We start from the raw sequence: 24,140 nt of genomic DNA on the forward strand, positions 1-24,140 counted from the left end.
TTTTATCTTTTAAATTCAATTTTATAACTAATATCAATTTGATTTCTAACTGTTAAAAATAGAAGAGTCGGCGGTTCTAAATTAAAATCAGTTAGATTAAATAAAAATCCTCCATCAAATAAAATTTGATTATTTTGTTCATTTATATTACTTTTCAGTGTGATATTTTTTGTTACACCATTTAGAGATAAAACACCATTAATATCATAGTTAGTCTCATTTTTTACAATATTTTTTATATCAAAAGAGATAGTTTTATATTTTTGAATATTTAGTAATTCATACATATTTTCATCTCTATCTTTTTTGTCACTTATTAAAGTTATAGTTTCAAAAAAGATTTGACCTTTTATTGAGTCTAAACCATTTTCAATTGTTAAATTTGCTTTTACATCTTTAGTTGTTGGATTGATTTCGCTGTCCCCAAAAACTTCCGTATGAGCTTTAATTTCTCCACTAGTCACTGATAAATTGTTCGCATAATTGTCAGCACATAGGCCAAGACTTAGAATTATTAGGAAAACTATTTTTTTAAACATATTTAATCTCCTTATTATTTGGTAAATACTCTTTACTCATTACTCTAAAAATCGCAAATAAAAGAGTAATTGGAACAAAAAGTATTAAGTTTGCTAAAGCTATAAAAAGCCCAGCACCAGAAGCCATCCAACCTATAAATATCATATAAAATGAGATTGTTTTAAAATCTAATTTTCTTATAGATTGAAGAATTACCACGTTGTAATATGAAATTACAAATGGATAAACCATTGATAAAATAGAACCCTCCCTTAAAAAATAAAATAAGTATGAAAGTGCAAAAAGTGTTAATATTAATAACTCTTTTTGATTTTTTTCAATTTTGAAATATAAAGCACAAAATAGACCAACTACATGAAATAAGGCAATTTCAAAAGTAAATCCATCTCTCCAAATAGAAACAGTTACATCTCTTGAAAGAGATTCAAATAGTGCTGAATCCAAAAACACCCATAAAACCATCATCAACAAAGAGTGACTTGTTGTATTTACTTCTTTTTCCTCTTTTATATAATTTAAAAATAAAGAACAAAATAGAGTAATAGTTGTAAGAGTTACTGCAATAATCTCTCTTTGAGAAACTTCATAATTAAAAAGTATTGTTCCTGTTACATAAGATAAACTAAGTGCAAGACCAAGTTCTAAAAATGTAGTTTTTTTCACTTCATTTATAATAAGTGGAGCCATACTTCCAACAACAAAACCTAAAAGAAAAAGAGTCAAAAAGTTGTAATTTGGATATAAAAAACTTAAAATTAGTTGTGCAACTAAAAATAGTGAAATTTTATTTTTAATTTTTATATATGAAATTAACAATGAACCAATAACTCCACCAACTGGAAGGGGTGCTATTAAAAATATATTTGATGAAAAATACTCAACAATTCCAGTTTGTGCAATAAGTAAGTAATAACATAACTCACTTGCAATAAAAAATATTAAAATTAATCTTTGCATAAAAACTCCTTTTTCTCAAAAAAGATTAAATAAACGAAAATAAAAGTCAAATCAAAAAGGCAAATAACTAAAGCTTCAATTCCTAATTTTCCACTTGAATATAAAGCAAAAAACATTGAACTTGCAAATACTCTAATAATCACTGATAATTTAGTTAAAATCATTTGATAAGCTTCATTTTTTAAAGCTAAATAGTGAATAATCCCCGTCATACTAACAAAAGTAAAAACAACATATTCATAAACTCCACTAAAACTAAATCTTAAAATAGGATATAAAAAACTTGCAAGTAAAATTAAAAAAACTCCACCTAATCCATCACTTAAAACTCCAATTAGATTATAAAAACCTAGTTTTGAATAAGAAGTTTTTATTTTTATAAAAGCAAATATAAAAGTAAAAGCAACAACTCCAAATAGAGTTCTAAATATCCATAAAGTATAAGTTTCAACCAAACTAAATCCAGCTTGTGTAAATCCTGAAATACTTAAAGCTGTAAAAATTCCTAATATTCCAACTAAATATATTTTTAAAAATATTTCTTTGTGTAGTTCTTTAATATGATTTATAAACATTGAAATAACCATAAAAAATACTCCAATTCCCATAGCAACATGAGCGTGAGCAACTATTAAATCATTTCTATGAAATAGCCATCTAATTTCTGGAATAAATAAAATATTCCCTTCAACATCAACAAATAAAAAAGCTAATATAGAAACTAAAAGAGCTTTTTTAGCTATATCGCTAATTTGGCTATCTTTGTACCATCTATATAAAAGTGGAACATATAAAAGAGTTAGATATTGTAAAAACCACTCTTGGTTATAAGATAGATGACCAATAAAAATTCTATATAAAACTGAACCAAAATAAAAAACTGTTGGAATAATCCATAAGATATTCCATCTAGCTTTGAATTGACCCTCATTTAATAGTTTGATAATTAGATAATAAATAGGAATTAAAGCCAAACTCATTCCAAGTGTATTATCTCCATGAGGACCACTAACTGTACTTTCAACTTGTCCAATAATCGGATTCATTAAAATCAAAAGTGTAATTGGAGCAATAATTACAACTCTTAAACACACTTTTATCCATAAAGAAAGAACAGCATAAAGTTTGATAAATTTGTATAAAGCTAAGATATAAAATAAACCAGCAAATGCTAATAAGAAATTTAATTCATAAGCAAAATCATAAAAAGCTAAACCTCGATTTTTCCCTAAAAGTAAAGACATAACCATAAATACTAAAAATATATACCAAATAAGAGTATAAAGATTTAAGTATCTAAGTCCTTCACGTGAATTTCCAACTTCTTTATTTATAAGCAAAAAAGGAAGATATGAAAGCATTAAAGGAACAAAACCATAAAGCATAAGACTTATATGAATTGCTCTCATATTTACTGGATTTAAAGTTTGTGAATCAATATTAAATCCTAATAAATTTAGTGAATAAATTATCCCAAAAAATAGTCCTATTGCAAAAAAAGCAATAGAAATTTTGAAATGTTTATTTATAAATTGTTCAAAATTATTTGATGTATTAATTAATTTTTCCATCTTTTACCTCATAAATTTTATTTGCAAATTTTGCAAGTTCTTTGTCGTGAGTTGCAACTATTATTGTTGTTCCACTTTCACTTAATTTTTTTAGGATTTCAAAAACATTTAAAGAGTTTTTTGAATCTAAATTTCCTGTTGGTTCATCTGCAATAATTACTTTTGGTTTGTTTATCAAAGCTCTTGCAATTGCAACTCTTTGTTTTTGACCACCTGAAATTTCATTTGGATATTTATCTAATAAATTTTCAATTTTTAGAATTTTTAATAGATTGTAAATCTCATCATTTGTTGCTTTTTCATTTGCAAGTTTTATATTTTCTTTAACAGTTAAATAGTTGATTAAATAATGAAACTGAAAAATAAAACCAACATTTGTTTTTCTAAAATTATCAATATCTTTTATATCTTTGTAATTTGTATTTTCAAAAAATATTTCACCACTTGTAGGTTTTAAAAGTGTTGATAAAAGTGATAAAAGTGTAGATTTTCCACTTCCACTTTCTCCAATTAAACAAATAAATTCACCTTTATTTATTTCTAAATTGATATTTTCTAAAGCTAAATCTTTGTTGTAATAATGTGTTAAATTTAAAGCTTTTATCATATTTTATTTCCTTGAATAAGTTCAACTGGGTCAGTTTTTGCAGCATTTAAAGCTGGAATTATTGAACCAATAATCGCCATTAAAATAGAAGTAACAAAGATATAAAAAGCTAGTTCAACAGATATTTCACCATTTACATAACCTTGTAGAGTTTTTGCATTTTTTACAAAATATAGAGTTACATTTGAAATAATTAAAGCACTAATGAAACTAAAAACACCAAGTAAAAAGCTCTCAACCATTATTGAATAAACAATTTTTGATGTTTTTATTCCTAATGCTCTTTTAATACCAAATTCAGCTTTTCTTTGATTTATTGTAATACTCATAAGACTTACAATTCCAAGAAGACCCATAGAAAATGCGATAAATGAAATAACATTTGATGAGGTTTTTATGATTTTAAATTGATTATAGTTATCTACAAAATTTTGTGTTGATTTAACATCAATTTCATCTGATAAATTTTTTATATCTTTAATAATATTTTCAACATTAGAATTTAAAGTTGTATTTACCAAAATCATTGAAGCAGATTTATTAAAAATCTCTCCTGCTTCATCTATATTTAAAACAACTCCACCATTTTCAAAACCAATTTCACTTTTAAAAACTCCAGAAATTTTGAAACTTTTATTTGCAATTTGAATTTCATTTTTATTAAAAAGTTGTTCTAAAATAGATTTTCCAATAATTACTTCATTTTTTGAAGGATAATTACCTGCAATTAAGGTATAATTTTTAAATCTATTTTTTGTTACTCCATAAACTGCAACAATTGGAAGTTTTTCAACAGGACTAGCTCCTACAATCATCGCTGATGTATCTTTTATATCTTTTAAGTTATTTATTTTTTCAACTAAATTAATATTTACATTTGAAAAAAATGTATCAGAGATTTTTGCTTGAGTAACGATAATATCTCCATCACTTTTTATAAGCGTTGAATACATAGAAATAACTCCATTTGAAATAGAACTAATCAAAAAAATAGAAACTATTGAAAAAATCAGACTTAAAATGATTAAAAAAGTTTTTAGTTTATTTGCAAATAGTGCTTTAAACGCGTATGAAATCAAGATTGTCCTTTTTTATTTTTTGAAAGTTTAGATAATGAATATGAATATAGAATGAATTAAATATGAATTTTTGTTCATAATTTAGATAAAATACAAAAAAATTTAGGAAAAAATAATGAAAAAAGAGTTGATAAAAATAATAAAAAAAGCAGGAAAGATTTTAAAAAAAGGTTATTACTCAAATAAAGATGTAACTTTTAAAGCAAAAAAAGATTTAGTAACAAAATATGACGTTGCAGTTGAAAACTATTTAAAAGCAAAATTTACAAAAAAATTTAAAGAGTTTAATATAATTGCTGAAGAGTCTGATAATGCAAATATTGAATTTAATGATTCAATTATAATTGACCCAATTGATGGAACAACAAACTTTGTAAATGGAGTTCCTCATACTGCTATTTCAGTTGGAGTTTATAAAGATAAAAAGCCATATTTAGCAATAGTTTATAATCCAATATTAGATGAATTGTATGAAGCAAAGATTGGAAAAGGTGCTTTTTTAAATGGTAAACAATTAAAAGTTAGTGATGAAACAGAGTTACAAAAAGCACTTCTTGCTACTGGATTTCCATACACAAGTGGTTCAAATGAAGATGATTTGAATGATGTTGTAAAAAAAATAAAAGATATTTTACCTCTTTGTCAAGATTTAAGAAGATTAGGAAGTGCTTCGATTGATTTATGTTTAGTTGCAAGAGGAACTTTTGAAGGATATTATGAAATGAATTTAAAACCTTGGGATGTAAGTGCTGGAGTTTTAATTTTAAGTGAAGCAGGTGGAAAAATAACAAATATAAATGGAGATGAATATAATCTATTTGAAGACAAATATATTGTTGCAACAAATGGAAAAATTCATGATGAGTTAATTAAGAATTTAAATTTATAATAATTAAAAAAAGTTCTCAAAAGGGCTTATTTAGAGATTATTAAATATAATAAATACTTTAAAATTTGAATAAAGGTTTTTTAAATGTGTGGAATTGTTGGATATATAGGTAAAAAAGATACAACTAAAATATTATTAGATGGTTTAAAAGAGTTAGAGTATAGAGGTTATGATAGTGCTGGAATTGCAGTACTTAAAGATAATAAAATTGATGTTTTTAAAGCTTTAGGAAAACTAATTAACCTTGAAGAAAAAGTAAATAGTTCAGCATCTAATGATTATCATCTAGGAATAGGTCATACAAGATGGGCGACTCATGGAAAACCAACAGAATTAAATGCTCATCCACATTTGGGTGAATACTCTTATGTAGTTCATAATGGAATTATTGAAAATTATAAAGAGTTAAAAGATGAATTGATTGAAAAAGGACATAAATTTGTATCTCAAACTGATACAGAAGTTATTGTTCATCTTTTTGAAAATTTTTATAACCAATTAAATGACACAACAAAAGCTTTTAAAAATACTATTTCAAGACTTGAGGGTGCTTTTTCTATTTTATTAATTACAAAAGCAGACCCAACAAAAATCTTTTTCTTTAAAAATGGAAGCCCTTTAATAGTAGCAAAGGGAAATGAAAAAGAAGAAGTTTTATTTGCTTCAAGTGATGCTCCATTAATCGGATTAGCATCAGATGTTGTTTATTTAGAAGATGGAGTTGGTGGAGTTGTAAGTGCTAATTCAATAGAGTTTTTTAATGATAATTATAGTTGGTCAACACTTCCAAGTTCAAAACAATTTGCTCAAAAAGATGGATATAGATTTTTTATGGAAAAAGAGATTTATGAGCAAAGTACTGTTGTAAGTGATTGTATGATTGGACGTGTAAAAGATAATGAAATTTTATTTGATGAAATAGATTCTTCAATACTTGATGGAATAAATGAGATAAAAATTTGTGCTTGTGGAACTTCTTATCATGCAGGACTTACATCTTCATATCTTTTTGAAAGACTTTCAAAAATAAAATGTAATATCGAAGTTGCCAGTGAATTTAGATATAAAGAACCACTTTTAACAAAAGATACTTTATTTGTAGTAATCTCTCAAAGTGGGGAAACAGCAGATACTTTAGAAGCTTTAAAAATGGCAAAAAATGCTGGACTTAAAACTTTAGTTATTTGTAATGTTGATAACTCTTCTATGACTAGAACTGCTGATTATACAATTTTAACAAGAGCTGGAATAGAAAAAGGTGTTGCTTCAACAAAAGCCTTCTCGACTCAAACAGTTGTGCTTTGGATGTTATCATTATATTTTGCAAAAATAAAAAATCTAATTTCATCGGAAGTTTTAGCAAATGAAATTCATACTTTAAGAGAAGTTCCTAAAACTTTATGTATAAGTGATAGAATTCATGAAAAAACAAAAAGATTATCAAAAAGATATCTGCATGGTCATGGATTCTTTTTTATAGGAAGAGATGTATTTTATCCATTAGCTTTAGAGGGTGCTTTAAAATTAAAAGAGATTTCATATTTACACGCAGAAGGTTATCCATCTGGTGAAATGAAACATGGACCAATTGCATTAGCAGACCCAGAATTATTCACAATTGCATTAATGCCACAAAATTTATTATATGATAAAATCAAATCAAATGTTGAAGAGTTAAGTGCACGTGATAGTACAATTTGTGCTATTTCACCACTTGATTTTGATTTAGCAGATGATTTTATAAAAATAAACTCTTGTGACCACTATATGTTGGAATTTTTTGAAATGTTAGTTGTTTTACAACTTTTATCAATGGAAATTTCAATAAGACTTGGAAATGATGTTGATATGCCAAGAAACTTGGCTAAATCTGTTACTGTAGAATAATATAATGAAAAAATACCTATCGTATATTTTATTAGCACTTCTTTGCTATTTACTTTATGAAAATGCAGATTCTAAATTTATAGTAGCTGGTGTTGGAATATTTATAATAGGTATGCATTTTATGGAAGATGGTTTTAAACTTTTTAGTGGAGGAACACTAGAAAAGATTATTACTAAAAGTACAGATACAACTTTTAAATCAATAAGTTTAGGGGTTGTTTCAACAGCAATTTTACAAAGTTCTTCTTTGATTTCTATTATTGTAATCTCTTTTTTATCTGCAAAACTTATTACTCTTTCTGGTGCTATTGGAGTTGTTTTTGGCTCAAACGTTGGAACAACTGCAACAGCATGGATTGTTTCATATTTTGGTATGAAAATAAATATTGAAGCTTTAGCTTTACCTATGATTATTTTCGGTGTGATTTTTAGATTTTATAAAAGTAAATCAGTTCAAGGGATAGGAAATGTTCTTTTAGGTTTAGGATTTGTTTTTCTTGGTATTGGATATATGAAAGACGGATTTGAAGATTTAAAACAAGGGATAGATTTATCTCAATATGCAGTTGAAGGGTATAAAGGAATTTTTATTTATATTCTTGTTGGAATTGTAGCAACTGTTATAATTCAATCAAGTAGTGCAACTTTGGCTTTAACAATTACAGCATTAGCAACGGGACAAATTATTTACTTAAATGCGATTGCAATTGCAATTGGAGCAAATATAGGTACTACAATTACTGCTTTAATGGGAGCTGCTGTTTCAAATTCAAATAGTAAAAGAATGGCATTAGCTTTATTGATTTTTAATAGTATAACAGCTGTTGTTGTTACAGTTTTTTTATACTATTTGGTTGATATAGTTGATTATCTTGCTGTTCATGTGGGAATTAATGAAGATGATTTTGCAATGAAATTATCACTATTTCATACAGTATTTAATATTTTTGGATTGTTAATTTTCTCATTTTTTATTCCAAAATTAGTAAATTTCTTAAAAAAACTTTTTGTAGAGGAAAAAGAAGCTTATATTCAAAAAACAAAATATTTAGATATGGAAGTTGTTGCTGTTCCTTTTGCAGCACTAAAAGCAACTAGAAAAGAGATAATTCATTTATATGATAATGCAAGTGAAGTTTTAAGCCATGCAATTATGCTTCATAGACATAGATATTTAGGAAAAACTGATATATCAACTGCTGTAAAAGAGTCAACAGATATTATTGAATTGAACATTGAAGATTTTTATCAAACAAGAATTAAATCACTTTATAGTGATATTATAGATTATTCTACATATTTCATAAATGATTTAGAAGGTGAAGATAGAAACTATTTGTATGATTTAAGAAGTGCGTGTAGAGATATCGCTGAAGCTGTAAAAAATACAGAAGAGTTGCAAGAAAATATTTCAAAATATCTGTTAAGTAATAATGATTATATAAAAGATGAATATAATTATATTAGAGAAGCAATTGCAAAAACAATAAATACAATAAATGAGATAAAAAATAGTAAAGATGAGATAGATGTTCTTTCAAAATCAGAATTATTAAAAGATTATTTAAAAAGTTTAGATGTTATTGCAACCGGTAGAATTGATATATTAATTAGAGAGAAAAGAATTGATAAAAAAATGGCAACAACTTTATTAAATGATAGTTCTCATGCTTATAATATTATTAATAAATTAATAAATGTGGCTAAAATATTATGGATAGAAGATTCAACTGTTAAACAACTAGGAGAAGACTATGAAGCTGGTAAAAATTTATGAAAAAGTTAAAAAATATCTGTCATTAATTGAAGATAAACAAGAAATTGAAAAGAAAAAAATAAAAAAACTTCAAGAAAAAATCGAAGATAAAATCTCTAAAATAGAACAAAAAATCAAAGAACTTAATAATATAGAAGAAAAAGAAAGATTAAAAAAAGAGATAATAATTCTTAAAGAATTTAAAAAACAGTTAAAAAATAAAAAGTAAATGACAGCAATTTTTAGCTAATATTACAAACTTTTTGTCTTTATGGCAAATTGAATTCTTTAAATTTTTATTTTAACTTTCTTAAGACATATTTTAGAAAACAAAAAAATGGAAAACAAAAGATGGAAAACAACTCAAGCAAGGCTTGTGGAAAACAAAGGATGGAAAACAAAATGAAAAAACAAACTCAATATTTATTTACAAGTGAAGTAGTAAGCCCAGGACACCCTGACAAATGTGCAGATATTATAGCCGACTCAATAGTTGATAGATTAATTATAGAAGATAAAGATAGTCGTGTAGCATCTGAAGTATTTGTTGCTGGAAAACATGTGGTAATTGGTGGAGAAGTAAAATCAAAAGCACAATTATCTTTTGAAGATTATGAAAAATTAGTAAAAGATGCATTGGCAAAAATTGGATATGATGGAAAATCAGCATTCACAAAAGAACAATGTTTACACCCTGATGAAGTAAAAGTTCAAGTTTTACTAAATCAACAAAGCCCAGATATTTCTCAAGGAGTTGACCAAACAACTGGAGAAATTGGAGCAGGTGACCAAGGAATTATGTTTGGTTTTGCTTCAAGTGAAACAGCAGATTATATGCCAGCAGCTATTACATATGCTAGAATGTTATGTGATAAAGTTTATAATTATGCTTTACATCATAATCAAAAACTAGGAGTTGATATTAAAACTCAAGTTACAGTTGATTATGGTACAAAAGAGAATTTTGAAAATTGTAAACCACAAAAAATTCATACAATAGTTGTAAGTGCACCTTCTGTTGAGGGAATGCCAATTGAAGAAGTAAGAGCATTAATTCAAGGTTTAATTGATGATGCTGGACTTCCTACAAATATGTATGATAAAAAATCAACAATTATTCATATTAATCCAACAGGAAGATATGTAAATCACTCTTCTTTACACGATAGTGGATTAACAGGAAGAAAATTAATCGTTGATTCATTTGGTGGATATGCACCAATTGGTGGTGGAGCACAAAGTTCAAAAGATTATACAAAAGTTGATAGAAGTGGACTTTATGCTGCACGTTGGATAGCAAAACATATTGTTGCTTCTGGACTTGCAAAAAAAGCAATAGTTCAAATTTCATATGCAATTGGTGTTGCACGTCCAACTTCAGTTGCAGTTGATACAATGGGAACATTTACAAAATTTGATGATGATACTTTATCACAATTTGTAATGGACACTTTTCCATTAACACCAAGATGGATTACAGAAAAATTTGCCTTAGATAAACCAAGCGAAAAAACTTTCCTTTATGCAGATGTTGCTGCACGTGGGCAAGTTGGTCAAAGCGATTATCCTTGGGAAAAATTAGACGAATTAGATAAATTTGAAAACATTCAAAAATAATAAAGGATTATTATGGATTTAAGAAACTTATTTAGCAAAATATCTTTTGATACAAAATCAAAAGAACAGCCAACAAAAAAAGATGCACCAAGTCACTGGGTAAAATGTCCAGAATGTAGTGCATTGATGTTTTTTAAAGAGGTAGAAAATCAAGATAACATTTGCCCAAAATGTAATTTTCATATGAGAATTGGTGCAAAAAGAAGAATTGAGATTTTAACAGATAAAGATAGTTTTGTTGAATATGATGCAAATCTAAAGCCAAATGATCCATTAAAATTTGTTGATAAAACTTCTTACAAAAAAAGAGTTGATGAAGCTTTAAAAAATACAGGAAGAACATCATCTGTTGTTAGTGGTGAATGTACAATAAATGGTATTCCTGTACAAATGGTTGTTTTTGACTTTGCTTTTATGGGTGGAAGTTTAGGTTCTGTTGAAGGTGAAAAAATAGTACGAGCTGTAAATAGAGCCATTGAAAAACATCAAGGTTTAATTATTATCTCTGCTTCAGGAGGTGCAAGAATGCAAGAGTCAACTTTTGCATTAATGCAAATGGCAAAAACTTCTGCAGCTCTTAAAAAATTAGATCATGCAAAACTTCCATATATTTCAATATTAACTGACCCAACAATGGGTGGAGTTTCTGCATCATTTGCTTTTTTAGGTGATATTATTATGGCAGAACCAGGTGCGTTAATTGGATTTGCAGGTCAAAGAGTTATTAAACAAACAATAGGAGCTGATTTACCAGCAGGTTTCCAAAGAGCAGAGTTCTTACTAGAAAAAGGTTCTATTGATATGGTTGTTAATAGATCAAAAATGAAACAAACTTTAACAGACCTTTTAAGTATGTTTCAAAAAGAAAAAATTAGCTAATAAATGATTTCAAATTTAGAAAAGGCTTTAGGTTTTGAACTTAAAGCCTTTAATTACTTATATATCTTATGTGATTATGAAACACTACTTAAAAAAAATATCTCTTTAAAAAAATTTGTTGATTTATGTAAAAAAAATGATGTGAAATTAGTTCAATATAGAGATAAAATTTCATCAATTGAAGAACAAAAAACAAATCTTTTATATTTAAAATCAAATCTGAATATTCCAATAATCATAAATGACAAAATTGAATTAATAGAATATGCTGATGGATTACATTTAGGTCAAGAAGATTTTTCTAAAATACATAATGATAAAAAAATAGCTATAAAATTAATAAAAGCAAAAATAAAAGATAAATTACTTGGTCTTTCAACTCACAATGAAATAGAGATTTTAGAGGCTAATGAATTGCCTTTAGATATGATAGGTTTAGGAGCTTACAGAAATACAAATACAAAAGATGTAAGTTCAATAATAGGTTCTAAAATTTCATATTTAGCAAAAATTTCAAAACATCCAGTTTGTGCTATTGGTGGAGTTAAAATGGATGATATTATAGAAAATGTTAGATTTAATGTTATAGGAAGTGGTTTTTTTAATGAAAATTAATATTTATTCTATATTAAAACCATCAAAAGATAATTTTGATTCGATTATACAAGAATTTGTAAAAATGTCTTCAAAATATGCAAAAGTTGAAGTTTTATATATTTTTAATAAAAATATAGCAAAAGCCCAAACTATTGGTGAAAAAGAGGCTCAACAATCATATAGTGAAACTTATGAACCATTACTAAAAGGCTACAATATTGCACTTGATGTTTTAGGCAAAAAAGTTGATACATATGCTTTTTCAAATTTAATTGAAAATAAAAATGAAGTTAATTTTTTTATTGGTGGAGCATATGGATTTCAAAGAGAATTTTTACAAAAATGTGATAGTGTGATTTCACTTAGTGATTTAACTATGGCTCATAAAGTTGCAAATGTTGTTTTAACAGAACAGATATTTAGAAGCTTATGTATTCAAAACAATCATCCATATCATAAGTAATTTATAAACATTTTTGTATAATGAAAAATAGTAAAAGAAAGTCTTATAAAAAGGAAAGAAGATGGGTCTTAAAAAATATATCATCTCTTCAATAATATTTATTATTGCAGTATTTGGATATGCATATAGCTTAGAGTTAGGTGAATATGAAATTTCACTACTTGGATATTCTTTAAATTTACCTGTATCAGTTTGGATTATATTTCCAGTTGTAGTTTTAACATTAGTTACATACTTACATATAATTTTTTATGGATTAATTAACTATTTCAAACAAAGAGCAGTAAATAAAGATCATGAAGCAATGATAGAGTTTGTTAAATCACAATTGTTAGAAAAAACTAATGTAGTTAAGTTTAGAACAAAAGATTTTAGAAATTTATCTTCAATCCTATCTCAATTTAAAATAACACCAAAAGATGAAAGATTTACATCTTCAAATGAAGAGTTAAATAAAATTGTTGGAAATATCCAAGATATTAATGATGGGAAATATGTAAGTGACAAATCTTTCAAAATAAATGAAACATCAAAATTAGCAAATCTAAATCTTTTAAATAAAGTTAATGAGCAAATTGATTTTGCAGTTGATGTATTAAAAAAATCTGAAAACTATTCTTCAAATGTAGTTAGACAATCATTTGAAAATGTATTGGCAGAAAAAACTATGACAACAGTTAAAAAAGTTTATAAAAATATTAAACTTGATAAAGAGTTGGCATTTAAACTTTTTGAAAAAGATGCAGCAAATAATGAGTTTGGATTTACGGCTGAAGAGATTTTAGCAATTGTTAAAGATATAGATTTTACAAAAGATGATTATTTAGCATTAGCAAAAAATTATGAAAAAATATTAAAACCTGATCAAATAATTGCTATTTTTGAAAAATTATCAAATGAAGTTGAAGAAGCAACAACTGCATATTTACATGTATTATGTGAATATGAAATGATTGATAAAGTTAAAGAGATAGTTTCTTTAACTCCTGATAATAAATTTACTGCATTTAAAGCACTTCTGGATTTAAAAGAGTCTGGAAAACACTATAACTTAGAAACGATATCTTATAAATAATGAATAATAAACTTGATTTTAGCAAACCTCTAGTGGTTTTAGCACCACTAGCAGGTTATACAGATTTACCTTTTAGGTCGGTTGTAAAAAAATTTGGTGCTGATTTAACTATCTCTGAAATGATTTCTTCAAATGCCTTAGTTTATAAATCTGCAAGAACACTCAAAATGATAGAAAAATCTCCAACAGAAGATCCATATTTCGTTCAAATTGCTGGGAATAGCGTAGATTTAGTAAAAGCTGCTGTTGAAATTTTGAATGATGTTGAAGGGATTGATGGAATTGATTTAAACTGCGGATGTCCTGCTCCAAAGGTTTTTAATCATGGTTCAGGTTCAAATCTTTTAGGAGATTTAAAAAAACTTGAAGAGATTTTATCTACAGTTAAAAAATACTCTAAAAAACAATATACAAGTGCAAAAGTAAGACTTGGTGTAAATGAAAAAATTCCAGTTGAAATAGGAAAAGCAGTTGAAGCTTGTGGAGTTGATTTTGTATCAGTTCATGGAAGAACAAGAGCTGGGAAATATAAAGCTCCAGTTGATTATGATGCAATTAAAATGATGAAAGAAGCTGTATCTATTCCTGTTATTGCAAATGGTGATATAAAAGATTACGAAAAAGCAAAAGAAGTATTAGAATATACAAAAGCAAATGGAGTTATGATAGGTCGAGGTGCGATTGGAAAACCTTGGGTATTTTATCAGTTAAAACATGGAATAGAAAATATTTCAAATGAAAAGAAAAAAGAGATAATTTTAGAACATTATGATGCTATGTTAAAGTTTCATGGACCACATGGTGCAATAATGTTTAGAAAATTATTACACGCTTACTCTAAAGGTTACACAGGTGCCAATGAATTTAGAGATATTGTAAATAAAATCTCTGATGTAGATGTCATGAGAGATATGATAGAAAACTTTTTTTAAACCTTTTTAATTAGATTCAAAAGTTATTTAGATAGAATATTACACTTTTTATAAGTAAAGAAATTATAAACAATTTTTTAATAAAGGAAATATTTGTCTAAATACTATTTTGAATTAGCTTTAAAACCAGATAATCATTATGAACTTTTTTTAGATTTATTAGAATCACTAACAACAGATGCAATCGAAGAAAATGAAGGTACTTTAATTGTTCGAAGTGAAGAAGAACTTGAAGATATAAAATTTGGAATCGAAGAGTTCTCTAAAGCATTAAATACAAACTGTAATATTTCATATGATAAAAAAGAGAATATAGATTGGATAAAAGAATATCAAAAATCTGTGAAATCAGTTGAAGTTGGAAACTTTTTTATTAGACCATCATGGGAAGAAGAAAAAGAGAATAAAATAGATATTATAATTGACCCAGCTTTATCTTTTGGTTCAGGACACCATGAAACAACATCTTCTTGTATAGAAGCAATTGATGAATTTGTAAAAGAAAAACAAACTGTTTTAGATGTGGGAACAGGAAGTGGTATTTTAGCAATTGCAGCAGCTAAAAAAGGGTGTGTAGTTGATATATGTGATACAGATGAAGTTTGTATAGTTGATACAAAATCAAATTTTGAATTAAATGGTGTTACATTTAATGATTCTTGGGTTGGTTCAACAAATAAAACAACTAAAAAATATGATGTAGTTATTGCAAATATAGTAGCTGATGTATTAGTTATGATTGCAAATGATTTAAAAAAATGTCTAAATGAAAATGGATTATTAATAATTTCAGGTATTTTAGATAAACATATAAATAGAGTATTAAGTAAATTTAAAGATTTAGAACAAGTGAAACTTATTCATAAAAATGAATGGGTTACAGTTGTATTTAAGAATAATAAGGAGTTTTAGTTATGGCTAAAAAACAACAAAATAATAACAATAACAATGCAAATAATGGAAATAATAATAACTTTTTTAATAATAACCCATTATTAATATTTGTAATTTTTTCAATTGTAACTATATTTGCATTTAAAGCAATTTTTCCAGAAGACCAAGTAGGAAGTTCAAATTCAAATATCCAAGCATTTGGACAAACAGCAAATAAAACAATTGCATATTCTGATTTAAAGAAATTAATTAGTTCAGGAAAAATCGAATATGTAGGAATAGGAAACACACAAATTAGAGCTATCTCTAAAGGTGATGGTGGACAAGTTATAACATATACTGCAAGAAGAGTTGTTCCTGATGAAACACTAATCCCTGAACTAGAAAAAAATGCAATAGGATATGGTGGAATCAATGAAGAAAATATTTTAGCTGATATTTTATTTGGTTGGGTTTTACCAATATTTATTTTCTTTGCTATTTGGATGTTTATTGCTAAAAGAATGCAAAAATCAATGGGTGGTGGTTCAGGAGGAATTCTCGGAATAGGTTCATCTAAAAAGATGATTAATTCTGAAAAACCAAATGTAAAATTTGATGACATGGCTGGGAATAAAGAGGCAAAAGAGGAAGTTCAAGAAGTTGTTGATTTCTTAAAATCACCAGATAGATATGTAAGACTTGGTGCTCAAATTCCAAAAGGTGTTTTATTAGTAGGACCTCCAGGTACAGGTAAAACACTTTTAGCAAAAGCAGTTGCTGGAGAGGCTGATGTTGAGTTTTTATCAGTTTCAGGTTCTGCATTTATTGAAATGTTCGTAGGAGTTGGTGCTTCAAGAGTTAGAGATTTGTTTGAACAAGCAAAAAAAGTTGCTCCTGCAATTATTTTTATTGACGAGATTGATGCTATTGGTAAAAGTAGAGCAAGTGGCGGTCCAATGGGTGGAAATGATGAAAGAGAACAAACATTAAATCAGCTTTTAGCTGAAATGGATGGATTCTCAACAGAACATGCACCTGTTATTGTATTAGCAGCAACTAATAGACCAGAAGTTCTTGACCCAGCGTTACTAAGACCAGGAAGATTTGATAGACAAGTTTTAGTTGATAAACCTGATTATGAGGGAAGAATTGAAATTTTAAATGTACATATTAAAGATGTTAAATTAGCAAAAAATGTGGATTTAAAAGAAATTGCAAAAATGACAGCAGGACTTGCGGGTGCTGATTTAGCAAATATTATAAATGAAGCAGCCCTTCTTGCAGGTAGAGCAAACAAAGATGAAGTTGAGCCAAGTGATTTTAAAGAAGCAGTTGAGAGACAAATTGCTGGACTTGAAAAGAAATCAAGAAGAATTTCTCCTAAAGAGAGAAAAATTGTTGCTTATCACGAATCTGGACATGCATTAATTGCAGAGATTACAAAAGGTGCAAATAAAGTAAATAAAGTATCTATTGTTCCAAGAGGTTTAGCTGCGCTTGGATATACTTTAAATACTCCAGAAGAAAATAAATATTTAATGCAAAAACATGAGTTACTAGCTGAAGTTGATGTTCTTCTTGGAGGAAGAGCAGCAGAACAAGTATTTATTGGAGAAATTTCTACAGGTGCTGGAAATGACCTTGAAAGAGCAACTGGAATTATCAAATCAATGGCTACTATTTATGGTATGAGTGATATTGCTGGATTAATGGTACTTGAAAGAAGAACGAATCAATTCTTAGGTGGACAAACACAAAAAGATTTTTCTGATGCAATGGCAAAAGATTTAGATGACCATGTAAAAAAAGTATTAAATGAAAGATATGAAATAGTTTTACAAGCATTAAGAGATAATAGTGCTGCAATTGAACAAATGACATCAGAATTATTAGATGTAGAAGTAATAACTGGTGAAAGAGTAAGAGAAATCATTAAAGAAAATGGTGGAAAAGTTTTCGAAGAAGAAGATTTACATTCAGAAGCAATTGTAAATAATGTTGAATCTAAAGAAGAGTAATTTAGAAAAATAATTTAATAAAAATAGATTAGATAAATTTATCTAATCTATTTAAAGAATGATTTATAGATACTATCTTGATACTATTGTTTTGTATAATATAATTTAAGAAAGACTCCTTAATTTAAAGGAAAAATTATGAATAAAGAACAAGATTTCTTTTATTATTTAAAAAAAACAACTCTATTATATGTAGAAGATGATGATAGTACAAGAGAAGAATTAGAATTTTTTTTACAAAACAAAGTTAATAAACTTTTTGTTGCTAAAAATGGACAAGAGGGTTTAGATACTTTTGAAAAAAATAGACCTGACTTAATAATAACTGATATTCAAATGCCTATTATGAATGGCATTCAAATGATTAAAAAAATCAAAGAAATTGACCCCAATGTTCCAATTGTAATAATTACTGCTTTTAATGATACTGATTATTTATTTGAAGCTATAAAATTAAAAGTAACAAATTATCTTACAAAACCTCTTAATCTATTTTCTCTTAGTGAAACTTTGGCAACTATTGCAAAAAATGTAAATCTAGAAAAAGAGAATAAAGAGATTTATAATACGCTAAAACAGTATAAAGATATAGTTGATGAACGTTCAATTATTTCAAAAGCTACAAAAGATGGAATAATAACTTATGTAAATGAACCTTTTGAAAAAATTTCTGGATATAAAAAAGAGGAAATTTTAGGAAAATCTCATAATATAGTTAGCCATCCTAATATGGATAAAACTATATTTATAGATATGTGGAAAAAAATCAAAATAGAAAAAAAATCTTGGCAAGGTCGTGTAAAAAATCTTTCAAAAAATGGTAATGAATATTTCGTTGATTTAATTATAAAACCAATTTTAGATTTAGATGGGAATATTCAAGAATTTATCTCTTTGGCAAATGATATTACGGATTTAGAATTATCAAAAAATTATTTTGAAAATATGACACAAAAAAGTGAACTTAACTTAAATGAAACTATTAGGGTTGTAAATGCTTATAAAGAGGCAATTGATGAAAGTAATATAATTTTAAGAGTAGATTTAGACAAAAATATTATTTATGCAAATGAAGCATTTTACAATATAAGTTTATATTCAAAAAATGAATTATTAAATAAACCTTATTCAATGTTTGGAGATTATAAACAAATAGATGAGATGTTTAATGGAAAAATTTGGAAAGGAAAACTCTCTTATCAAAATAAAAATAATCAAGAATTTACTCTTAATGTGACTATTTTCCCTTTAAAAAATGATGAAGGAAAAGTTATTGAATATATGCAAATAAGCCATGATATAACAGAAATTAAAAATTTGTATGAAGAGTTAGAAGAGACACAAAGAGAGATTATATATAAACTTGGGGAAATAGGAGAAACAAGAAGTTCAGAAACAGGAAATCACGTAAAAAGAGTTGCTGAATATTCAAAATTATTTGCACAAAAAATAAATCTAAATAATGATGATATTAATAGACTTTTTATGGCTTCTCCAATGCATGATATTGGTAAAATTGGGATTCCTGATGCAATATTGAACAAAGCTGGAAAATTAACTCAAGAAGAGTGGGAAATTATGAAAACACACACTCAAATCGGTTATGAAATATTAAAAAATTCAAAAAGAGAGACTTTAAAAACTGCTGGAATTGTCTCTTATACTCATCATGAAAAATGGGATGGAACAGGTTATCCTTTAGGCTTAAAAGAAAAAGAGATTCATATTTTTGGAAGAATAACTGCAATTGCAGATGTTTTTGATGCTTTAAGTAGTGAAAGAGTTTACAAAAAAGCTTGGAGTTTAGAAAAAATATACGAATATTTTAATGACGAAAAAGGGAAATATTTTGATCCAGAATTAATAGATGTTTTTTTTAACAATTTAGATGAATTCTTGGCTATAAGAGATAAATATAAGGATATATATGAAATTTAAAAAGGAAACAGTATGAAGAATTTAAGTATTAGGATTAAATTAATTATAATTTTTATTTTAATAAAAATTCTTCCTTTATTATTTATTGCTTATATTGCTTATGAAGGAGTATTGAAATTAGATACTTACTTAAATAAAAGTACAACTTTTTTATATAATCAAAGTAAAGAGATAATTATAAATACAGCAAATGCTTCAATTGAAGATAGTATTAAGAATTTAGATAAAAAATCTCAAGATTCTTTAGAAAAAATCTCTTATCAAATAGCAAATCAAGTTGCTGAGTTTTTATATGAAAGAGATAAAGATTTGATTTTTTTATCAAAATTGGATTTAAACCAAAAAATTTTAGATAGTTTTTATGAATCAAAAAATAAAGATATTACTATTCATTCAGAATATTATTATGATGATGAAACAAATACATATAAATCTAAAGAAGAGTTTAAAAGTATTGAAAGAGATAAAAAAACAGCAACTTTAAAAGATAATGAAAAAGAGTTTAATTATATTGATCCTATAAATTACAAAACGAAAAATATTCCAATTTATAAAGAGATATCATTTTTTGATCTAAATGGTGTTGAAAAATACAAAGTTTCATCACTTAATAAAGAAAAAGTTGATGTATCAAATAGCAAAAATACATATGTAAAAGCTGAAAAATATTTTGAAGAAATAAAAAAATTAAAACAGAATGAAATTTATGTTTCAGATGTTATAGGTGAATATGTAGGAACAAAAGTTATTGGGACATTTACTAAAGAAAAAGCAAAAAAAGCTGGAATTGAATTTGAACCAAATAATTATGGATATGCAGGAGTTGAAAATCCTTTAGGAAAAAGATTTGAAGGTATAGTTAGATTTATTACACCGGTTTATAAAAATGGTGAAAAAATAGGTTATGTTTCACTAGCTTTAGACCACAGACATATACAAGAATATACAAATACAGTTAATCCAACTAATACAAGTTTAAAACAAAATATTTCAGATGCTACTTTAGGTAATTATGCATTTATGTGGGATTATGAAGGGAAAAGTATTGCTCATCCAAGAGATTATTCGATTCTTGGATATGATAAAAATACAGGTGAAAGAGTTATGCCTTGGTTAAGTGCTGATTTGGCTGAGAAATATTATCAATCTAATAAAAATATAAATGAGTTTTTAAAAGATTATCCAAAATTTGAAGAACAAAGTTTAAATAAAAAACCAAATTTAAAACAGCTAAAAGAGGATGGAAATGTTGGTCTTGATTGTAGATATCTAAATTTTGCACCTCAATGTGAAGGTTGGATGCAATTAACAGAAAATGGAGGTTATGGGTCATTTATTATTAATTGGAGTAATGTTTGGAAACTAACAACTGCTGCTGCTATTCCATATTATACAGGTAAATATGCAAATTCTAAACGAGGATTTGGATTTGTAACTATTGGAGCTAGTGTTGATGATTTTCATGCAGCTGCTAATAAAACTAAAAGTGATGTTTTGGATATATTAAAAAATCAAACTGAAAATATGTCAGAAATAATGACAGAAAATCAATTTGAGATAAAAAGTTTTATAAAAGCTTTAATAAATGAATTGACAATAATTACCTTTGCAATGGTTATATTAATTATTATAATTGCCTTACTAATGTCTGGATATTTAAGTAAAAAAATTGACCATATATTAATTGGAACGAAAAAATTTGCTAATAATGAATTAGATTATAGAATAAAAGTAACTTCAAAAGATGAAATAGGTCAATTAGAAAATTCATTTAATGAAATGGCAACAAAAATAGAGAAACTAATAATTGAAGAGAAAAAATTAAATAGTAATTTAGAACAAAAAGTAATTTTAGAAACTTCAAAACAAAAAGAACAAGAACAACTTTTAATCCAACAAACAAGACTAGCAGCAATGGGTGAAATGATTGGAAATATTGCTCATCAATGGAGACAACCTTTAAATGCATTAGGCTTAGTTTTACAAAATCTGAAATTTTCTTATGATATAGGAGAATTAAATGAAAATATGATGAGTAAATCAATAAATAAAGCAACAATGCTTACAAATAGTATGTCTAAAACAATAGATGATTTTAGAAATTTTTTCAAACCAAATAAAGCAAAAGAAGAGTTTAGTATAAATGAAAATGTATTTAAAGCAATAGAGTTAGTTGAATCAACATTTGAACATCATCATATAAAATTAGAAAAATATTTTTCTTTAGAAGAACCAAAGTTTTATGGTTTCCCAAATGAATTTTCACAAGTAATATTAAATATTCTTACAAATGCAAAAGATGCAATTTTTGAAAATAAAATAGAGAATCCTCTTGTAATAGTTCAAACAAAAATTGAAGATAGTAATATTCTTATTTCAATAAAAGATAATGGAAAAGGAATAAGTGAAGAGATAATAAACAAAATATTTGAACCATATTTTACAACTAAAGATGAAAGTAAGGGTACAGGAATTGGTCTTTATATGTCAAAATTGATTATTGAAAATAATATGGGTGGAAAAATAGAAGTTAAAAATGATGATGAAGGTGCAATTTTCACTATAAAATTGCCAATTAATAATAACTAATTAATTTGGATTAAATTTTAGAAAATTTAATCCAAAAAGTAAATAAACTATTGACAAACAAAGATTTATTAATTATACTTAAGCACTTTAAAAAACAAAAAAGGAGAGATTGATATGAAAATATTTGATTTTTATAATAACCATTTCATTAAAAGTGTAAACTCTCTTCTGCTTCTTTCTTTTTCCCTCTAATTATAATATTTTATAATAATTTACAACAAAATAATCAAAATAGCGTTTTTCTTTTTTTATTTAAAAAAAGATATAATTAATAACATTTTAAAAGGTTAATACAATGGATAAAAATAAAATTATAGTATTTGATACAACATTAAGAGATGGTGAACAAAGTCCTGGTTGTTCTATGAACACTGAGGAAAAATTAAAAGTTGCATTACAATTAGAAAAATTAGGTGTTGATGTAATAGAAGCTGGATTTGCAGCAGCAAGTCCTGGAGATTTTGATGCAGTAAGTAGAATTGCAGAGATTGTAAAAAATTCAAGTATCTGTTCTTTAGCAAGAGCAGTTGAGAATGATATTAAACAAGCTGGATTAGCAGTATCAAAAGCCCCAAAACATAGAATTCATACATTTATAGCAACAAGCCCAATTCATATGCAATATAAATTAAAAATGGCTCCAGATGAAGTAATAAAAAGAGCAATCCATGCAGTAGAGTATGCAAAAACTTTTGTTGATGATGTTGAGTTTTCTTTAGAAGATGCAGGAAGAAGTGAAATCTCTTTTATGAAAGAAGTTATGGATGCAGTTATAAGTGCAGGTGCAAGAACTATTAACTTACCAGATACTGTTGGATATAGATTACCAACTGAATTAGGTGCAATGGTTAAAGAATTAAGTGCTTATGCAGGGGATAGAGCAATTATTTCAGTTCACAATCACAATGACTTAGGATTAGCAACAGCTAACACTTTAGCAGCTGTTTTAAATGGAGCTAGACAAATTGAAGTAACAATAAATGGATTAGGTGAAAGAGCTGGAAATTCAGCTTTAGAAGAAGCTGTTATGGCTATTAAAACAAGAAAAGATGCTTTTGGTGACTTATATACTACGATTAATACTCCTGAAATTTATGCTACTTCAAGATTAGTTGCAACAATAACTGGTGTTGAGCCTCAACAAAATAAAGCAATTGTTGGTAAAAATGCTTTTGCACATGAAAGTGGAATTCATCAAGATGGTGTATTAAAACATCAAGAAACTTATGAAATTATGAGACCTGAAGATGTTGGAGTTATTAAAGACTCTACTTTAATTTTAGGAAAACATAGTGGACGTGCAGCATTTAAAGATAAAATTGCTCAATTAGGATTTGATAAAGTTAGTGATGAAGAATTAAATGCAGCATTTGAAAGATTTAAAGTTTTAGCTGATAAGAAAAAAGAGATTACAGATGATGATGTAAGAATGTTAATTACTGATGAAGCTTTAAATCATGACAAAACATATGATTTAATAGGATTACAAATTAGTGATTGTACAACAGGAGTTCCAACTGCTGCTGTTGCTATTAAATACAAAGATGAAATTATTAAAGATGCAGCTATTGGTGATGGAACTATGGATGCAATATTTAAAACAATTGATAGAATTACAGGTTATAACGGAGAATTAAAAGATTATAAAGTAATCTCTGTAACAGAAGGAAAAGATGCTTTAGCAAAAGTTACAACAAGAGTATCTTTTGATTCAACAAGCCCAGCTTTTGTAGGTCATGGATTAAGTATTGATACAATGTTAGCAACTGCGAAAGCTTACATTGGTGCATTAAATTCATATCTTTCTCAAAAAGAGAGACTTTCAAAAACTTGCGAACATCAAGTTTGAAAAGAGGATAACTTTTAGTTA

20 protein-coding genes are annotated in these 24,140 nt (G+C 26.5%); 15 read left to right on the plus strand and 5 right to left on the minus strand.

The genetic code is table 11. The features are described from left to right. Positions 1–2: 2 nt before the first annotated feature. From AELL_RS02965 to AELL_RS02985, 5 genes are read right to left on the minus strand one after another with little or no spacing between them, the layout of a single operon-like run. A complete protein-coding gene (locus AELL_RS02965) occupies positions 3–539 on the minus strand; it encodes a YceI family protein (protein WP_118916516.1) in 537 nt (178 codons plus the stop codon). Continuing rightward, a complete protein-coding gene (locus AELL_RS02970) occupies positions 532–1,497 on the minus strand; it encodes a hypothetical protein (RefSeq protein ID WP_118916517.1) in 966 nt (321 codons plus the stop codon). The genes AELL_RS02965 and AELL_RS02970 overlap by 8 nt, the downstream gene beginning before the upstream one ends. After that, positions 1,485–3,068: a hypothetical protein gene (locus AELL_RS02975; RefSeq protein WP_118916518.1), complete on the minus strand. Its 1,584-nt coding sequence runs from the start codon at positions 3,066–3,068 to the stop codon at positions 1,485–1,487. The genes AELL_RS02970 and AELL_RS02975 overlap by 13 nt, the downstream gene beginning before the upstream one ends. Beyond that, entirely contained in the window at positions 3,052–3,675 is a 624-nt protein-coding gene (locus AELL_RS02980; RefSeq protein ID WP_118916519.1) for an ABC transporter ATP-binding protein, read from the minus strand. Before AELL_RS02980 ends, AELL_RS02975 begins: the two co-directional genes overlap by 17 nt. Beyond that, the gene (locus tag AELL_RS02985) at positions 3,672–4,754 is read right to left on the minus strand and encodes an ABC transporter permease (protein WP_118916520.1); all 1,083 of its coding nucleotides are present in this window, start codon (positions 4,752–4,754) and stop codon (positions 3,672–3,674) included. The genes AELL_RS02980 and AELL_RS02985 overlap by 4 nt, the downstream gene beginning before the upstream one ends. 115 nt (positions 4,755–4,869) lie before the next feature. Between AELL_RS02985 and AELL_RS02990 the strand changes: the two genes are divergently transcribed. The 15 genes from AELL_RS02990 (at position 4,870) to AELL_RS03055 (ending at position 24,119) form a co-directional block, all read left to right on the plus strand. After that, entirely contained in the window at positions 4,870–5,643 is a 774-nt protein-coding gene (locus AELL_RS02990; protein WP_118916521.1) for an inositol monophosphatase family protein, read from the plus strand. 84 nt (positions 5,644–5,727) lie between these two features. Next, the gene (gene glmS / locus AELL_RS02995) at positions 5,728–7,530 is read left to right on the plus strand and encodes a glutamine--fructose-6-phosphate transaminase (isomerizing) (protein WP_118916522.1); all 1,803 of its coding nucleotides are present in this window, start codon (positions 5,728–5,730) and stop codon (positions 7,528–7,530) included. Between the two features lie 4 nt (positions 7,531–7,534). Further along, positions 7,535–9,307 (plus strand): Na/Pi cotransporter family protein, encoded by a 1,773-nt coding sequence (locus AELL_RS03000; RefSeq protein WP_118916523.1) that lies wholly within the window; start codon positions 7,535–7,537, stop codon positions 9,305–9,307. Then, on the plus strand, positions 9,285–9,515 hold the full coding sequence (locus tag AELL_RS14215) for a hypothetical protein (RefSeq protein ID WP_129096290.1): 231 nt from the start codon (positions 9,285–9,287) through the stop codon (positions 9,513–9,515). Before AELL_RS03000 ends, AELL_RS14215 begins: the two co-directional genes overlap by 23 nt. A 173-nt stretch (positions 9,516–9,688) precedes the next feature. After that, entirely contained in the window at positions 9,689–10,903 is a 1,215-nt protein-coding gene (gene metK, locus AELL_RS03005) for a methionine adenosyltransferase (protein WP_164967222.1), read from the plus strand. Positions 10,904–10,915: 12 nt separating this feature from the next. Then, complete coding sequence (gene accD / locus AELL_RS03010; RefSeq protein WP_118916525.1) at positions 10,916–11,782, plus strand: acetyl-CoA carboxylase, carboxyltransferase subunit beta; 867 nt, start codon at positions 10,916–10,918, stop codon at positions 11,780–11,782. A gap of 3 nt (positions 11,783–11,785) precedes the next feature. Then, on the plus strand, positions 11,786–12,397 hold the full coding sequence (locus AELL_RS03015) for a thiamine phosphate synthase (protein WP_118916526.1): 612 nt from the start codon (positions 11,786–11,788) through the stop codon (positions 12,395–12,397). Continuing rightward, entirely contained in the window at positions 12,387–12,842 is a 456-nt protein-coding gene (locus tag AELL_RS03020; RefSeq protein WP_118916527.1) for a 23S rRNA (pseudouridine(1915)-N(3))-methyltransferase RlmH, read from the plus strand. The genes AELL_RS03015 and AELL_RS03020 overlap by 11 nt, the downstream gene beginning before the upstream one ends. A gap of 61 nt (positions 12,843–12,903) precedes the next feature. Next, positions 12,904–13,917: a hypothetical protein gene (locus tag AELL_RS03025; protein ID WP_118916528.1), complete on the plus strand. Its 1,014-nt coding sequence runs from the start codon at positions 12,904–12,906 to the stop codon at positions 13,915–13,917. After that, positions 13,917–14,849, plus strand: a complete 933-nt coding sequence (locus tag AELL_RS03030) for a tRNA dihydrouridine synthase (RefSeq protein WP_118916529.1) — start codon at positions 13,917–13,919, stop codon at positions 14,847–14,849. The genes AELL_RS03025 and AELL_RS03030 overlap by 1 nt, the downstream gene beginning before the upstream one ends. Positions 14,850–14,942: 93 nt before the next feature. Beyond that, a complete protein-coding gene (locus tag AELL_RS03035) occupies positions 14,943–15,761 on the plus strand; it encodes a 50S ribosomal protein L11 methyltransferase (RefSeq protein WP_118916530.1) in 819 nt (272 codons plus the stop codon). Positions 15,762–15,763: 2 nt separating this feature from the next. After that, on the plus strand, positions 15,764–17,743 hold the full coding sequence (ftsH, locus tag AELL_RS03040; protein ID WP_118916531.1) for an ATP-dependent zinc metalloprotease FtsH: 1,980 nt from the start codon (positions 15,764–15,766) through the stop codon (positions 17,741–17,743). Between the two features lie 138 nt (positions 17,744–17,881). Then, complete coding sequence (locus tag AELL_RS03045; RefSeq protein ID WP_118916532.1) at positions 17,882–19,681, plus strand: HD domain-containing phosphohydrolase; 1,800 nt, start codon at positions 17,882–17,884, stop codon at positions 19,679–19,681. Between the two features lie 12 nt (positions 19,682–19,693). Further along, positions 19,694–22,270, plus strand: coding sequence for a sensor histidine kinase (locus tag AELL_RS03050; RefSeq protein ID WP_118916533.1), 2,577 nt, complete (start codon positions 19,694–19,696; stop codon positions 22,268–22,270). 295 nt (positions 22,271–22,565) lie between these two features. Next, entirely contained in the window at positions 22,566–24,119 is a 1,554-nt protein-coding gene (locus AELL_RS03055; RefSeq protein ID WP_118916534.1) for a 2-isopropylmalate synthase, read from the plus strand. The last annotated feature ends 21 nt before the right edge of the window (positions 24,120–24,140 follow it).

It is taken from the genome of Arcobacter ellisii, from assembly GCF_003544915.1.
In the GTDB taxonomy this organism is placed as follows: Bacteria; Campylobacterota; Campylobacteria; order Campylobacterales; family Arcobacteraceae; genus Aliarcobacter; species Aliarcobacter ellisii.

Bases quoted from the DNA above. Each gene is read 5' to 3' on its own strand.
- AELL_RS02965 (WP_118916516.1), bottom strand. From the start codon at position 539: ATGTTTAAAAAAATAGTTTTCCTAATAATTCTAAGTCTTGGCCTATGT.
- AELL_RS02970 (WP_118916517.1), bottom strand. From the start codon at position 1,497: ATGCAAAGATTAATTTTAATATTTTTTATTGCAAGTGAGTTATGTTAT.
- AELL_RS02975 (WP_118916518.1), bottom strand. From the start codon at position 3,068: ATGGAAAAATTAATTAATACATCAAATAATTTTGAACAATTTATAAAT.
- AELL_RS02980 (WP_118916519.1), bottom strand. From the start codon at position 3,675: ATGATAAAAGCTTTAAATTTAACACATTATTACAACAAAGATTTAGCT.
- AELL_RS02990 (WP_118916521.1), top strand. From the start codon at position 4,870: ATGAAAAAAGAGTTGATAAAAATAATAAAAAAAGCAGGAAAGATTTTA.
- glmS (WP_118916522.1), top strand. From the start codon at position 5,728: ATGTGTGGAATTGTTGGATATATAGGTAAAAAAGATACAACTAAAATA.
- AELL_RS03000 (WP_118916523.1), top strand. From the start codon at position 7,535: ATGAAAAAATACCTATCGTATATTTTATTAGCACTTCTTTGCTATTTA.
- AELL_RS14215 (WP_129096290.1), top strand. From the start codon at position 9,285: ATGAAGCTGGTAAAAATTTATGAAAAAGTTAAAAAATATCTGTCATTA.
- metK (WP_164967222.1), top strand. From the start codon at position 9,689: ATGAAAAAACAAACTCAATATTTATTTACAAGTGAAGTAGTAAGCCCA.
- accD (WP_118916525.1), top strand. From the start codon at position 10,916: ATGGATTTAAGAAACTTATTTAGCAAAATATCTTTTGATACAAAATCA.
- AELL_RS03015 (WP_118916526.1), top strand. From the start codon at position 11,786: ATGATTTCAAATTTAGAAAAGGCTTTAGGTTTTGAACTTAAAGCCTTT.
- AELL_RS03020 (WP_118916527.1), top strand. From the start codon at position 12,387: ATGAAAATTAATATTTATTCTATATTAAAACCATCAAAAGATAATTTT.
- AELL_RS03025 (WP_118916528.1), top strand. From the start codon at position 12,904: ATGGGTCTTAAAAAATATATCATCTCTTCAATAATATTTATTATTGCA.
- AELL_RS03030 (WP_118916529.1), top strand. From the start codon at position 13,917: ATGAATAATAAACTTGATTTTAGCAAACCTCTAGTGGTTTTAGCACCA.
- ftsH (WP_118916531.1), top strand. From the start codon at position 15,764: ATGGCTAAAAAACAACAAAATAATAACAATAACAATGCAAATAATGGA.
- AELL_RS03045 (WP_118916532.1), top strand. From the start codon at position 17,882: ATGAATAAAGAACAAGATTTCTTTTATTATTTAAAAAAAACAACTCTA.
- AELL_RS03050 (WP_118916533.1), top strand. From the start codon at position 19,694: ATGAAGAATTTAAGTATTAGGATTAAATTAATTATAATTTTTATTTTA.
- AELL_RS03055 (WP_118916534.1), top strand. From the start codon at position 22,566: ATGGATAAAAATAAAATTATAGTATTTGATACAACATTAAGAGATGGT.